This window comes from Pseudoalteromonas sp. Cn5-37 (assembly GCF_021532495.1).
Taxonomy (GTDB): Bacteria; Pseudomonadota; Gammaproteobacteria; order Enterobacterales; family Alteromonadaceae; genus Pseudoalteromonas; species Pseudoalteromonas simplex.
In genome coordinates this window covers 99,843-114,302 of sequence record NZ_JAKGBA010000005.1, presented here as the reverse complement: position 1 = coordinate 114,302, position 14,460 = coordinate 99,843, and the positions used below count along the sequence as shown (strand labels likewise).

General features: G+C 38.5%; 11 protein-coding genes. 6 read left to right on the top strand and 5 right to left on the bottom strand.

The window, feature by feature from the left end; genetic code table 11:
• Positions 1-291 precede the first annotated feature (291 nt).
• A complete protein-coding gene (locus L1266_RS09430) occupies positions 292-1,641 on the top strand; it encodes a class II 3-deoxy-7-phosphoheptulonate synthase (RefSeq protein ID WP_054563102.1) in 1,350 nt (449 codons plus the stop codon).
• A 65-nt stretch (positions 1,642-1,706) separates the two neighbouring features.
• On the opposite strand, the gene ppsR is transcribed toward L1266_RS09430, so the two are convergent.
• Positions 1,707-2,516, bottom strand: a complete 810-nt coding sequence (ppsR, locus tag L1266_RS09425) for a posphoenolpyruvate synthetase regulatory kinase/phosphorylase PpsR (protein ID WP_235377406.1) — start codon at positions 2,514-2,516, stop codon at positions 1,707-1,709.
• Positions 2,517-2,668: 152 nt separating this feature from the next.
• On the opposite strand from ppsR, the gene ppsA reads away from it, so the two are divergent.
• On the top strand, positions 2,669-5,044 hold the full coding sequence (gene ppsA, locus L1266_RS09420; RefSeq protein ID WP_235377405.1) for a phosphoenolpyruvate synthase: 2,376 nt from the start codon (positions 2,669-2,671) through the stop codon (positions 5,042-5,044).
• A gap of 94 nt (positions 5,045-5,138) precedes the next feature.
• Here the strand turns inward: ppsA and L1266_RS09415 are convergent, their stop codons facing one another.
• On the bottom strand, positions 5,139-5,348 hold the full coding sequence (locus L1266_RS09415) for a PGPGW domain-containing protein (RefSeq protein ID WP_054553331.1): 210 nt from the start codon (positions 5,346-5,348) through the stop codon (positions 5,139-5,141).
• 147 nt (positions 5,349-5,495) lie between these two features.
• Here L1266_RS09415 and ydiJ point away from each other — a divergent pair, with 147 nt between their 5' ends.
• Positions 5,496-8,540, top strand: a complete 3,045-nt coding sequence (gene ydiJ, locus L1266_RS09410; RefSeq protein ID WP_235377404.1) for a D-2-hydroxyglutarate dehydrogenase YdiJ — start codon at positions 5,496-5,498, stop codon at positions 8,538-8,540.
• A 36-nt stretch (positions 8,541-8,576) separates the two neighbouring features.
• Here the strand turns inward: ydiJ and L1266_RS09405 are convergent, their stop codons facing one another.
• Together L1266_RS09405 and L1266_RS09400 are read right to left on the bottom strand one after the other, a co-directional pair.
• On the bottom strand, positions 8,577-9,764 hold the full coding sequence (locus L1266_RS09405) for a cation:proton antiporter (protein ID WP_235377403.1): 1,188 nt from the start codon (positions 9,762-9,764) through the stop codon (positions 8,577-8,579).
• A complete protein-coding gene (locus L1266_RS09400; protein WP_194441132.1) occupies positions 9,764-10,975 on the bottom strand; it encodes a tyrosine-type recombinase/integrase in 1,212 nt (403 codons plus the stop codon). The genes L1266_RS09405 and L1266_RS09400 overlap by 1 nt, the downstream gene beginning before the upstream one ends.
• A 134-nt stretch (positions 10,976-11,109) precedes the next feature.
• Here L1266_RS09400 and L1266_RS09395 point away from each other — a divergent pair, with 134 nt between their 5' ends.
• Positions 11,110-11,673, top strand: a complete 564-nt coding sequence (locus L1266_RS09395; protein ID WP_235377402.1) for a YSC84-related protein — start codon at positions 11,110-11,112, stop codon at positions 11,671-11,673.
• A gap of 102 nt (positions 11,674-11,775) precedes the next feature.
• Here the strand turns inward: L1266_RS09395 and L1266_RS09390 are convergent, their stop codons facing one another.
• Entirely contained in the window at positions 11,776-12,114 is a 339-nt protein-coding gene (locus L1266_RS09390) for a DUF3693 domain-containing protein (RefSeq protein WP_054554905.1), read from the bottom strand.
• A gap of 131 nt (positions 12,115-12,245) precedes the next feature.
• On the opposite strand from L1266_RS09390, the gene L1266_RS09385 reads away from it, so the two are divergent.
• Positions 12,246-12,434: a hypothetical protein gene (locus L1266_RS09385; RefSeq protein WP_235377401.1), complete on the top strand. Its 189-nt coding sequence runs from the start codon at positions 12,246-12,248 to the stop codon at positions 12,432-12,434.
• A gap of 3 nt (positions 12,435-12,437) precedes the next feature.
• Positions 12,438-14,429 (top strand): replication endonuclease, encoded by a 1,992-nt coding sequence (locus L1266_RS09380; RefSeq protein ID WP_235377400.1) that lies wholly within the window; start codon positions 12,438-12,440, stop codon positions 14,427-14,429.
• Positions 14,430-14,460: the final 31 nt, after the last annotated feature.

Sequence of the window (14,460 nt, the reverse complement as noted above, 5' to 3'; positions counted from 1 at the left end):
AACTTGATCAATGTTAGATATAAATTGTTCAATATAAGTGTGTAAAGCAGAGGTTACACTAGGCCTTAATCTTGGTAAGATGTGTTCTTGTCCTTTAGGTTAATTGTTAAACAAAAAAAGCTCTATAACTCACTGTTTCAAAATGGAAAGATGCTAAGTATCTGCTAGTTAATATCGAATCTGTTTATCAAATAACGAAATAATCGTAAATAGCTGAATATTGTCCTTGAACTTAGTACGTGCAATAAGTTAGTTTTCGTAAATGGTCTATGTTAGGAATGAGGAAAGAACATGCAATCGTGGAACCCAGACAGCTGGAGAAAACTGCCGATACTTCAGCAGCCAGAGTACCCAGATCAAGAAGCCCTTAAATCTGTTGAAGGGCAATTAAAAAGCGCACCACCTTTGGTATTTGCCGAAGAGACGCGTAGCTTATACAAACAACTAGAAGCTGTATGTGAAGGTAGAGCCTTCTTATTACAGGGTGGTGATTGTGCAGAGTCATTTAGTGACTTTAATGCCGCAAACATCCGCGATACATTTAAAACACTTTTACAAATGGCCGTTGTTTTAACTTATGGTGGTAAATGCCCTGTAGTTAAAATTGCGCGTATGGCAGGTCAGTACGCTAAGCCTCGCTCATCAGATTACGAAACAATTGATGGTGTTTCATTACCTTCGTACCGTGGCGATATCATCAATAATTTTGAATTCACAGAGCAAGCCCGAGTACCTGATCCACAGCGATTGATGACTGCATATCATCATAGTGCTGCAACGCTAAATTTATTACGCGCATTCGCGCAAGGTGGTTTAGCCGATTTACATCAAGTAAACCGCTGGAACATGGGTTTTGTTGCAGCAAATCCGCTTAAAGAGAAATACCAACAGCTAGCTGACAGAATTCAAGATGCGCTTGAATTTATGGAAGTGTGCGGTATCGACTCAACCGTTGCACCGAGCTTAAAAGAAACAGACTTATTTACATCCCACGAAGCGTTATTATTGGGCTATGAAGAAGCTCTAACACGCCGTGACCACTTATCAGGTGATTGGTACGATTGTTCTGCACACTTTGTTTGGATTGGTGAACGTACACGTCAACTTGATCATGCACACATCGAATTCTTTAAAGGTATTAAAAATCCAATTGGTGTGAAAGTTGGGCCAGGTATGGACCCAGATGAGCTAATCAAACTTATCGATGCAGTTAACCCAGATAACATTCCAGGTCGCTTAACGTTAATTACGCGAATGGGTGCTGATGTACTGCCAGAGAAACTACCGGCACTAGTACGTAAAGTACAACAAGAAGGCCGTAAAGTTATTTGGAGCTCAGATCCAATGCATGGTAATACTGAGAAAGCGAGCTCAGGTTATAAAACACGTAGCTTTAATAATATTCTTCGTGAAATTAGCCAGTTCTTCGCAGTACACAAAGCTGAAGGTTCATACCCAGGTGGTGTTCACCTTGAAATGACTGGCCAGCACGTGACTGAATGTACTGGTGGTGCATATGGCTTATCTGATGAAGATTTAGCACAGCGCTACCGCACTCAGTGCGACCCACGCCTAAATGCAGATCAAGTTTTAGAACTAGGTTTCTTAGTTGCTGATTTATTAAAAGACGCACGTAAGTAACACTAAGAGTTATCCAAAAAAGGCTGCATATTGCAGCCTTCTTTAATGTCCGATACTAAAATAAGTTAGTACTTACGTCTTTCAAGACCAGTATCAGATATAATCTTTGCAGAAATTTCTTCTACTGAATGATGAGTCGAATTTAAAAATTGAATCTTCTGTTTTTTATAAAGCATTTCTACTTCACGCACTTCGATACGACACTGTTTTAAAGACGCATATTTTGAATTAGCCATACGACGCTGGCGAATATCGGCAAGGCGAACAGGGTCAATCGTTAAACCAAAAAGTTTATGTTTGTAAGCTTTTAAACACTCAGGCAGGGTGCCTCTTTCTAAATCATCTTCTGTCAGCGGGTAATTCGCCGCTTTGATACCATATTGTAATGCCAGGTATAAACTAGTTGGTGTTTTACCGCTTCTGCTAACACCTACTAAAATAATGTCGGCTTCAGCATAGTTTTTAATGTTAGCGCCATCATCATTGGTCAACGCATAGTTAACCGCATCAATACGAAAATCATAACTTTTCTCGTGCATCGAATGCGTTCTATGAACCTTTGGTACTGGCGCAACTTTTAACTCTTGAGAAATTTTATCACAGTATTGTGATAAAAAGTCATAACACACCGCGCAAGACGATTTAATAATTTCACTTAGCTCGTGGTTTACAAAAGTGAAGAACACGAGTGGCTGTTCTCCATCACGTTGCGCTGTTGAATTAATTAAGTTCTTAACTTCAATTGCTTTTTTTTCTGTTTCAACAAAAGGAATTGTTTTGTGATTAAACTCAACAGGAAACATAGATAAGGTCGCATGACCAAAGACTTCAGAGGTGATTGCTGTTCCATCAGAAATATAAAATGCAGTTCTCATATTTAACCTTTTTATTACCTTTATCTGCAAAATAGGGGCTTCACGGTTTACGTGAGGTCTGTTGCCAGTGTAGAATGACTACGACCTTTTTAGAAGGTTTTCTTTCTTAACTCTCACAGTTAGTACTACAATTTGTTTATGGAGAAAGATCCGTGCAAGAATACGTTCTCTGGTATCAAGAGCTTGGTATGCAAGATGTTCCTCGTGTTGGCGGTAAAAACGCTTCACTTGGTGAAATGATCTCAAACCTAGCTAACGCTGGTGTTCAAGTGCCAGGTGGTTTCGCTACAACCGCTGATGCATTCAATGAGTTTCTAGAGCAATCTGGATTAAACTCAAAAATCCACGATATTTTAGACACATTGGATGTGGATGATGTAAATACACTCGCTAAAGTCGGTGCCGAAATCCGCCAATGGATTATCGATACACCATTCCAACCTAACCTAGACCAAGCCATCCGCGACGCATATAGCCAACTACACGGCGACGCATCACAAGATGTTTCATTTGCAGTTCGCTCATCTGCTACAGCAGAAGACATGCCAGACGCTTCATTCGCAGGACAACAAGAAACGTTTTTAAACGTACGTGGTATTGATGCAGTAATGACTGCAATCAAACACGTGTTTGCCTCACTATTTAATGACCGCGCTATTTCTTACCGTGTTCACCAAGGTTATGATCACCGTGGTGTTGCACTTTCAGCTGGTATCCAACGCATGGTTCGTTCAGATAAAGCAGCTTCAGGTGTTATGTTCAGTATTGATACTGAATCTGGCTTTGAAGATGTTGTATTTGTAACTTCAAGCTATGGTCTTGGTGAAATGGTTGTACAGGGTGCTGTAAACCCAGATGAATTTTATGTTCATAAACCAACGCTTGCTAACGGTAAACCAGCGGTAGTTCGCCGTAACATTGGTTCAAAAGCAATCCAAATGATTTACTCAGCGGATGAATCACATGGTAAGCAAGTTGAAATTGTTGACGTAGATTCGTCACTTTCAAACAAATTCTCAATCACAGATGCTGAAGTTCAAGAACTTGCAAAGCAAGCTGTTATTATTGAAAAGCACTACGGTCGTCCAATGGACATCGAGTGGGCAAAAGACGGCAACGACGGTAAACTTTACATCGTTCAAGCACGTCCAGAAACAGTTCGTTCAAACGAAGACGCTAACGTTATGGAGCGTTTCCAATTAAATGGTACAAGCACAGTTGTTGCTGAAGGCCGTGCAATTGGTCACAAGATTGGTTCTGGTACTGTACGCGTACTAGATTCAATTGATGAAATGGACAAAGTACAACAAGGCGACATTCTAGTTACTGACATGACTGACCCAGACTGGGAGCCAATCATGAAACGTGCCGCTGCGATTGTTACAAACCGTGGTGGACGTACTTGTCACGCGGCAATCATTGCTCGTGAATTAGGTATTCCTGCAGTTGTTGGTTGTGGTAATGCAACTGATTTAATTAAAGCAGGCCAAGATGTAACTGTATCGTGTGCCGAAGGTGACACAGGTTATATCTACGAAGGTATTTTAGATTACGAAGTACTTACATCACGTGTTGATGAAATGCCAGAATTACCAATGAAAGTTATGATGAACGTAGGTAACCCTGATCGTGCATTCGACTTTGCTCGCTTACCTCATGCCGGTGTTGGCCTTGCGCGTGTTGAATTCGTAATCAACCGAATGATTGGTGTTCACCCTAAAGCACTTCTTAATTTTGATGCTCAATCTGACGAGCTAAAAGCTGAAATCTCAGAAATGATGGCAGGTTATGAATCACCTGTAGAATTCTATATTTCTAAGCTTGTTGAAGGTATTGCAACACTAGGTTGTGCGTTTGCACCTGAGCGTGTAATTGTTCGTATGTCTGACTTTAAGTCAAACGAATATGCAAACCTTGTTGGCGGCCAGCAATATGAGCCGGAAGAAGAAAACCCAATGATTGGTTTCCGTGGTGCAGCACGTTATATCTCTGAAGACTTCCGTGACTGTTTCGCTTTAGAGTGTGAAGCGATTAAACGTGTTCGCAACGAAATGGGTATGACTAATATTGAAATCATGATCCCATTTGTTCGTACGCTTGAAGAAGGTAAGCGCGTTATTGAATTACTTGAAGAACATGGCCTTAAACGTGGCGAAAATGGTCTGAAAGTAATCATGATGTGTGAATTACCATCAAACGCGTTACTTGCAGATGAGTTCTTAGAATATTTTGATGGTTTCTCTATCGGTTCAAACGACTTAACTCAGTTAACATTAGGTCTTGACCGTGACTCAGGTTTAATTGCCCATCTATTTGATGAGCGTAACCCTGCAATCAAGAAACTATTATCAATAGCTATTCAAACTGCTAAAGCAAAAGGCAAATACGTAGGTATTTGTGGTCAAGGTCCTTCAGATCATGAAGACTTTGCAGCTTGGTTAGTTGAGCAGGGCATTGATTCTGTTTCTCTAAACCCAGATACAGTATTAGAAACTTGGTTATATCTTGCTAAGAAATTAGCCGACTAAGTACTTTATTAAATTAAAATAATGATTCTGATATAAAAAATGCCAGCACTTAGCTGGCATTTTTGTAACTTCGAAGGGCGTGTTGCCCTTTAAATCAGCGAGCAAGTTTTTTATCGATATAAGCACATGACTTAGTCAGAGCCTTTTGGCACAAGGTTAAATAATCACGCGCTTTAGGATAGTAAAAAGATAAACAGAAAAGTCCTGCAATAAAGAAGATCAGCGACGGTCCGGGAATAATAACAAAAACTAAACCCAATAACATGCACAAGGCACCTAAACTGATTAATGCAATTTTTTTCATCTGACTATCTCATTTGCTGCTTTAATACGCAGTATAAAAGTATTGCCCCCGAAATCGATAAAAAGAGTGTTACAAACTGTAAAATCTTCAATTTATCTTAGCTATTAGCATGATATAATTTGCAAAATGCCTTAATTTATCACCGTCATGATAGCAACAATAAGCCAACAACAAGCCACCACAGAACTCGTTTCTAATTACTTAGATACAATACAAAAACAAGGTTTTAGTGGTGATACCGATGCAAGCTTTTCTACACGTTTAAGTTTATCAACCGATAACAGCGTTTACCAACAGGTACCTCAAGGTGTCATCTTTCCAAAGTCAGCAAAAGACATACAACTTGCTATGCAAATTGCTTCTCGTGATCCGTTTTTATCACTGACTTTTGGTCCACGCGGAGGTGGTACAGGTACTAATGGTCAATCGCTAACCCCAGGTATAGTTGTTGATTTATCTCGCTACATGCGTGAAATTTTAGAAATCAATGTCGAAGAAAACTGGGTGCGCGTGCAAACGGGTGTAATAAAAGACCAATTAAACGACTTTTTGCGTCCTTACGGTTTTTTCTTTGCGCCCGATTTATCAACAAGTAACCGTGCAACAATCGGTGGAATGATAAATACAGATGCATCAGGTCAAGGCTCTTTGGTTTATGGCAAAACAAGTGATCACGTTTTAGGCCTAACAACTTATCTTGTTGATGGCACTGAAATGTCAACAACCCCTATGCCTATTGAAAAAGCAAAAGTAATTGCTGAACAAAACACGACAGTAGGTAAGTTATATAAAACAGTTCTTGATATTGGCCTTGAGAATCGAGACGCTATTTTAGAAAAATTCCCACGTTTAAACCGTTTTCTGACCGGCTACGATTTAGAACATATTTTTTCTGATGATTTACAAACCTTTGATATGAGCCGATTAATTACTGGCTCCGAAGGTTCATTAGGTATAGTTACTGAAGCAAAACTAAATATTACGCCCATTGCTGAATTTAAAACATTAATCAATATTAAATACGATAGCTTTGATTCTGCACTTCGTCATTCACCATTTCTAGTTGCAGCAAATGCAACTTCTGTAGAAACAGTCGATAGCAAAGTACTTAACCTTGCTCGAGAAGATATCATTTGGCATTCAGTATCGGACTTAATAACCGATGTTGAAAACAAAGATATGCAAGGGCTCAACATGGTTGAGTTTAATGCGGTTTCACCAGAAGACATTAAAGATAAAGTAGACACTCTTTGTAAGCTACTCGATGAATGTGTTGAAAAACAAACTAATGGCGTGATCGGTTATCAGTTAACGAATGACAAAGCTGATATATTAAAAATTTATGCAATGCGTAAAAAGTCAGTGGGCCTTTTAGGAAATGTAAAAGGCAGTCAAAAACCGTTAGCTTTTGCTGAAGATACTGCAGTACCACCAGAAAACTTAGCCGATTTTATAGTCGAGTTTCGTGAACTTCTCGATAACCACAACCTTCAATATGGTATGTTTGGCCATGTTGATGCTGGTGTTTTACACGTACGACCTGCACTCGATATGTGTGACCCTGAACAAGAAAAATTGCTTCGCCATATTTCAGATGAAGTCGTTAAACTGACTGCCAAATATGGCGGCTTGATGTGGGGAGAGCATGGCAAAGGGTATCGAAGTGAATATGGCCCTGAATTTTTCGGCGAGCATTTATTTACACAACTTAGAAAAATCAAAGCGGCATTTGATCCAAATAACAGAGTAAACCCAGGTAAAATCTGTACGCCAATTGAAAGTAAAGACTCACTTGTTTCTGTTGACGATCAAAAGCGTGCCTGGTTCGACAAAGAAATTTCTATCGATGTTAAAACAGAATTTAATAACGCGATGACCTGTAATGGTAATGGTCTGTGTTTTAACTACGATGAAAAATCACCAATGTGTCCATCTTATAAAGTAACAGGTGACCGCCGTTATTCACCTAAAGGTCGCGCAAGTTTAATGCGCGAGTGGTTGCGCCTTCAAGAGTCTGAAAATATTGATTTACTCAATATCGAAAAAGAATTAGTTAATGGTGAAGTGATCACTTGGTGGGAGCGCTATCAACATAGTCGCGATAAGAAAAAAGGCGTTTATGATTTCTCTCATGAAGTAAAAGAATCAATGGATGAATGTTTAGCTTGTAAAGCATGTACTACTGCATGCCCAATAAAAGTTGATGTACCAACATTTCGCTCACGCTTTTTAAATTTTTACCACAGTTATTATGCTCGACCAGCAAAAGATTATTTAGTAGCAGGCATCGAACAAACTGCGCCGGTTATGGCAAAATTTGCTAAAGTGGTAAATCCAATAGTAAATACAAAACTTGTTTCAGGATTAATTAAAAATACCATTGGTTATGTTGATACGCCAAGTTTAAGCGTACCGCAACTTTCTAAACGTATTTCAAAAGATCAGCAATTTAATTTTGAATTACTTAATTCGCTTTCAAAAGAACAACAAGCTGAATATGTACTGATAGTACAAGATCCATTCACGAGTTTTTACGAAGCCGAATTAGTCGAAAGCTTTATTAAAGTCATTAAAGCGTTAGGCAAAAAACCTATGCTATTACCATTTAAACCTAATGGTAAAGCACAGCATGTAAAAGGGTTTTTAAATGAATTTAAAACAACAGCAAAAAATGCAGCTGAGTTTTTAAATTCACTCAGTGAAATCAATGCTCCTTTAGTTGGGCTCGATGCATCTTTGGTTATGTGTTACCGAGATGAATATGTGTCAATTTTAAAAGAGAACCGTGGAGATTTTAAAGTTGAGCTTGCGCATGAATGGCTTAAAACGCAAAACTTTAAACAAGTTACTCTTGCCACTACAACGAGTTCGCCATTTAAATTGTTGAGTCATTGTACTGAAACAACAGCAATGCCGAATGCATCTAAAGTTTGGCAAACCATTTTTGCTGATCTAAATTTACAGCTTGAAACTACCAGTACGGGTTGTTGTGGTATGGCAGGAACGTACGGCCATGAAAAACAAAACCAAGAAAATTCACGGGCTCTTTATGAAATGAGTTGGCAACCAATTATTTCAAGTAATGAGCCTGAAACTATTTTAGCAACTGGCTTTTCTTGTCGTAGCCAAGTGAAACGCTATGAAAAATTTAAACCAAAGCATCCACTGCAATTAATTGCAGAGCTACTTTAAGTTGTAAAAATAAAAAAGGCGCTCAATGCGCCTTTTTTATTGGTAACTTTTTGCGATGGGCTTGGTACTCATGCCATGAATGAACACACTAAATAAAATGGTTGTTAATGTTACTGTGGCAATTTGTTCTTTGTTTTCAATTGCTGTATCCATCACCATTAAAGTGAAAACGATAGACGCCAAACCTCGAGGACCAAACCACGCAAAAGTAAATTTGTCTTTGAAATTTAGATTAGTAAACATAAGTGAAAGGAGTACCGGCACAATTCTAAAAATCGTCACACTTAATAATGCATAAAAAACAATTGGCCAAGTGATATCATTCACAATTAAGTGACCACATACAAAACCGAATAAACACCAAATTAGTAGCGCAACAAATTCAGCGATATGCTCAGAGTCTTTAACTAGTGTTGAACGAATTTTTTTAGGTGCTAAGTAATCAAATAAAAGCCCCGAAACAAAAACAGCAATAAAGCCACTGCCATGAAAATTTTGTGTTAAAGAGAAAATAGCCATGACTAAGCCAATTAATAAAAATGGACTGCTATTATTTGCAAAGTAATGACGTGCTAATGCTATTTTTAAAAGTGGAATAAACACGGCCATCAACACGCCTGCAACAATAAGTGCTACACCTAACTCTCTTGCAAAAACAAGTAAAGTATCAATTGTCGTTACAGCACTTTCTGGATTTTGAGCTAATAAAAGTAAAATTAAAAAGATGGGTACGCAAAGGCCATCGTTCAAACCACTTTCCGTATTTATTCCTTCGCGAACTTTCTCTGGAACCGATGTGCATTCTAAAATTCCTTTGCTAAGCGCGGCATCAGTCGGTGTTAAAATAATCGCGATCAAGGCAGATTGAAAAAGTGATAACTCCGAAAAGAAAAACAACCCACCAGCTACACCTAACAGTAATGTCATCGGCAAAGCCACAAAAAGTAACAGGCCAGGGTACTGATAACTATGTTTTAATACGGGGAGTTTTGATTTGGCGGCATCGGTAAATAAAAAAATACTTAAGGTTAATTCTACCAAAGGTAAAATGTCGCTGAGTCCGGCTTCGCCTAACTTAAACTCACTCGGCAAAAAGTAAGACATTGCAATTCCGACCAACACAAAAAACATTGGCCCGGTAATTTCTGTTCGCTCTAATTGCCGAATCGTCAGTGAGTAAAATAATAAAGCTAAACCGACTAACGCCAGTATTGTATATTCCATTAAACTTTCCTTTTTATTCCGGACTTTGCACGTTCTTTTATATTTGTTTGAATATAAATTTGATCTGTCGTAGCAATTTTTGCATGACCTAAATCTTCAGATAAATGTTTAAGAGGTCTTGTTTGGGCATCGTGTGTTGCACCGGTATGTCTTAACCAGTGAGCAGTGGCCGCTTCAAGTTGTTCCGCATCATCTTTAAAGCCGTCATCTAAAAGAGATTGTTTTGCTAAATCAAAACTTTGCTGAACCAAACGACGAATTTGACGAACAGTCATTCCACCTTTACCACGAATTTTATGAACTAACGGCTCAGCTTCATCAACGCGGGGCAGGGCAGGTAAACCACGGTAAAGCCTATAACGTTTTAGATATGATATAAAATCTTCACTTAAGGTAACATCACGTAATTTATTGCCTTTACCCATAATTCTTAGAAACCAAAAACCATCATTATCTTGCCAAAAATGTGACATAACGGGTGACCACTGAGGGCGCTCGGATAACTCAGATATTCGTAAGTACAATCCTTTTAAGCAAGCAAGTGTGAATAAATTTCTTTCTAAATCAGGTTGTTGTTCACATAAATCACGAGTAACACCAAAAACATATTCCCATTGAATATCACTAAGTGTATCGGGAATTTTAATTTGCGATTGCACAACTAAGTAAGGGCTATTCTTTTTAACAACCGGTACAAAGTTAGCAAAGGTTTTTTCTTCTAAAATTGCGAACTTATAAAAAACATTTAAAGCTGTAAACATAGCTGCGAGTGTTTGTTGGCTAGCAATATTTTCTTTATTGATGAAAGGGCGCCAATTTGTATTTAGTCGTCTTATGCCTTGTTCATCTTTATAACGCCATTGCACTGAACTTGATAACCAGGCTGAATCTGGTTCAACCATAAAATCAACATAGGCTTCAATATCTTCACGTTTTAGATCAAATACCGATTTTTCAGCAACCAACCACGACCATAAACAAAAACGCTCAAGCTCATTTCGAAAACGATTAAATGTGGCTTCTGATTTTCGGCCATACACATATAAAAACTGATAAACAAAAGCTAAGTCATTTTTTGATTCAGCAACAGTCAATCCAACTTGATGTATAAAGTGTTCAAGTTCTGGATATTCTGTTGCAAGAGTATCATCTTCAAGATGGGCAATTTGGTAACGCAGTTGTTTTAGTGTATCGACGAGAGCAACGAGCATAATGATGTAATATCTTGTAAAATAGCTAGTTATAAGATTACCATAAAGTCCGATACTGTCTAGTATTGGACTTAATATATCTATAGTATTTGCAACATTAACTAGATTGCCATACTAATATTCAAGGAATATGTATGAAAAAGTTTATCGCTATTAGTTTAGTTTTAATCACTACAATTGTAACTGGTTGTGCTACAACAGGAAGTGCATCTCCCGATGAAAAACGTGCTTTAGTACAAAGCATGAAAAACAATACATTAAGTGAGCTTTACGCTCAAAAACCTGATGTTAAACAACAAATTGCTAATTCTGCTGGTTACGCGGTTTTTGATAATGCCAATGTAAATGTTGTTTTAGCCAGCTTTGGCGGTGGTTACGGTGTTGTTAAAAACAACCTAACCGGTAAATCAACTTACATGAATATGGGTGAAGCAGGTTTAGGCTTAGGTTTAGGTGTTAAAGACTTTAATGTTGTTATGGTTTTTCATAATCAAGCAGCAGTAAATCGCTTTATTGAACATGGTTGGGCATTCGGTGGAAATGCAGATGCAGCAGCAAAATATGAAGATAAAGGTGGCGCTTTAGTTGCCGAAGCAATTGCCGACCAAGTAACTGTTTATTCCTTAACCGAAAATGGCCTTGCGTTACAAGCGGTACTTAAAGGCACTAAGTTTTGGGTAGATTCTGAGCTAAATTAAGCTATTTCAAACCCTTCTAAAAGTGGGCTAGTTAGTAACCTAACTCCCATTTTTCATTATTTCATGCAATTTAACATAACGTAATTTATGGGCTATCCGCTATTACGCAAAAGCGTCCTCAGTTGGAGCGTTTGCTAGTCCTGCAACAAGTGTTAGCGCTACACATGCCGCACTAATCTTTTTTACAATATCCGACCAGATCTTACCTTCTTCCTTGGATTTTGATTTTTCGATAGCAAGTTTTAGTAAAGCTTCTTTTTGATCCATACCAACAGCATTAGCCATTGCGATGCACTGGTTCGCAGTTAAATGACGATTACCTTTTTTAATTTGGGACATATTACCTGAGTTAAATTCAGTGAAATCTGAAATAACTTGTTTGTCCTGAGTGTAACCTTTAACTTCTTTATATTTTTCAATTAGTTCGTAACTAAAATTCATAGCGTTCTCCTCACTTACTTAATTATAACTGTCATTCTTGATAAATAAAAAGTTGACGACTGTCAAAACTGAATGCTAGATTTACCAACATTCAAGGTTGACAGTTTGTCATTTTAACAAGGAATACGGATATGAGTTTCACTAAATTACATGAGCTAAACCAAAGTTTATCTCAATATTTACTCGATACATTCTCAATCGATATTCCTGACCCAGTTACTCTAACTATTTTCTTCGGCCTTTACTTGTTTGTAATTATTGCTGCACTTTTGGCTGTTAACGAAACACTTAAAGATTCATATATGGATAGTAAGGACTAGATAATGACCGCACTATCATCTACCCAATACGCTAAAGTTTTCCCGTTAAATGCTGCAATGAATTTAACGGCAAATTTGCACCCTGCAAACACGGCAAAAGATGTTTTCGAGAACTTATCTAAGCCAATGAAAGAACGTTTTTTCGACTATCAAAGTTGGCGAAATCGTATCTTTGAACGTCATTCTAACCTTGCTCACATGCTTAGTACGGGCTACTTTTTAGCTGAGAAATTCGGCAATTTAGCCGATGCAAACGCCCGTTTAAAGCGTGCAGATGAAGCGTTAAAACTTGGAAATGTGAAGTTCGGACACATTAATTTATCTGTCTCTGATGATGAACTTTGCGATATTGCAGAGCAAAAAGCTCGCTATTGCGAGCTTAAAATCGCTAAAAATGGTCATAACTTGCATGTATTTGCACAATTAAAAGAATTAGCAAATTCATTTAATATCGATGCACCGGTTCTCGTTTCACCTTACTGTTCAACCTTATCAGCAACATCTTTAGTTGGGGCTCTTAACCGTCTTGCAGACCCTATTTGGTGGCGTAGAAAACTACGCAAAATCCAAGCTGTAACCATCGAACAATTAGCGCGTGATTTAAGACTTGTTCATAAAAAAGCGAGTGCGTATGTATCACAACCAACTATCCAGAACCGCCGTGATAGAAAACGAAAATCAGAGCAAATTATGTCTGATTTATTTGTTGTTCCTAATGAATCAAATCCATTTGAAGAATTTGAAACACTTCAATCTATCATTGAACGTTCGCATACATCGGGTAAACAACAAGCTGCCGAACTCATGGTTCGTATTCGTGGTTTTGAAGAACTAGCCGATATGCATGGTCATCGTGGTGAGTTTTATACTTTATCAGCGCCTAGTCGTTTTCATTCAGTACACCATACTGGCATACCGAACAAAAAATATAACGGCTCAACACCCCAAGAAGCACAAGAATATTTTAACGATATCTGGAAACGTGCCCGCGCCCTATTCGCTAAGCAAGATTTAAGACCTTACGGCTTTAGAGTTGTTGAACCACATCATGACGGTTGCCCACACTGGCACATGCTTTTATTCATGGAAAAAGGTGATGCAACTCAAGTACGTAACATACTTAGAAAGCTTTGCACCCAAGATACACCAGACGAATTCAAATCAAAAACAACTCGCTTTAAAGCCATTGCTATTAATAAAAATAAAGGCTCTGCGGCTGGTTACATTGCTAAATACATTACTAAAGCTGTTACAGGTGATTGTATTGATAAAGTCACTTGTTCTCAAGCAGGTGAAATTAACGTACTACCCGCTGATGCTGCCGAACGTGCATCAACATGGGCAAGCACTTTTAACATTAGACGCTTTCAACAAATCGGTGGTCCATCTGTCAGTTTATGGCGTGAACTTAGACGACTAGGCCAAGGCGAACAAGGCAAATGCGAGGTTGCAAACGCAATGAAAACCACACTAGATACCGTATCAAAATATGCCTTAGAAAAGGTTCGTCAAGCCGCTGATTCATCTGACTGGAAAGCGTTTTGTTTAGCAATGGGCGGCGTACAAGTTAAACGTAAAGATCAAACGCTAAGACTGCATTACCAGATACCTGACATTGTTGACCAAATCACAGGTGAGATTAGCCGAAGCGAAACCCAGTCGCCCTACTTTGCCACCAAATACGGCGACCAACCAGCAAACCGTATTTTAGGCGTTGCATGGGATGCCGTAGTTGTTATCACTCGTCGAGGAACATCACAGATTTTGACTGAAACAGACATCAAGGCTCAGCGCAAAATCATGATAGGCGTATCAGAGCAGATTCAAGGCTGGCATGACGACGGTCGCTTATTCGAGCCAACCAAAGAAGAAATGCAATTCTTAGAAGCTTGTGTTTTAGAGGACTATCAAAACATGTGTTTGTTCATGGATTACGAAGCACTGGCAGGCAACATTATGAGCGATGAAATCGCGAACTTGGACTTGTGTCATTAACTGTAACTTTTAATTTTAAGACCACTCATTA

Coding starts and splice junctions, on each gene's coding strand:
- L1266_RS09430 (WP_054563102.1), top strand. CDS start 292: ATGCAATCGTGGAACCCAGACAGCTGGAGAAAACTGCCGATACTTCAG.
- ppsR (WP_235377406.1), bottom strand. CDS start 2,516: ATGAGAACTGCATTTTATATTTCTGATGGAACAGCAATCACCTCTGAA.
- L1266_RS09415 (WP_054553331.1), bottom strand. CDS start 5,348: ATGAAAAAAATTGCATTAATCAGTTTAGGTGCCTTGTGCATGTTATTG.
- ydiJ (WP_235377404.1), top strand. CDS start 5,496: ATGATAGCAACAATAAGCCAACAACAAGCCACCACAGAACTCGTTTCT.
- L1266_RS09405 (WP_235377403.1), bottom strand. CDS start 9,764: ATGGAATATACAATACTGGCGTTAGTCGGTTTAGCTTTATTATTTTAC.
- L1266_RS09400 (WP_194441132.1), bottom strand. CDS start 10,975: ATGCTCGTTGCTCTCGTCGATACACTAAAACAACTGCGTTACCAAATT.
- L1266_RS09395 (WP_235377402.1), top strand. CDS start 11,110: ATGAAAAAGTTTATCGCTATTAGTTTAGTTTTAATCACTACAATTGTA.
- L1266_RS09390 (WP_054554905.1), bottom strand. CDS start 12,114: ATGAATTTTAGTTACGAACTAATTGAAAAATATAAAGAAGTTAAAGGT.
- L1266_RS09385 (WP_235377401.1), top strand. CDS start 12,246: ATGAGTTTCACTAAATTACATGAGCTAAACCAAAGTTTATCTCAATAT.
- L1266_RS09380 (WP_235377400.1), top strand. CDS start 12,438: ATGACCGCACTATCATCTACCCAATACGCTAAAGTTTTCCCGTTAAAT.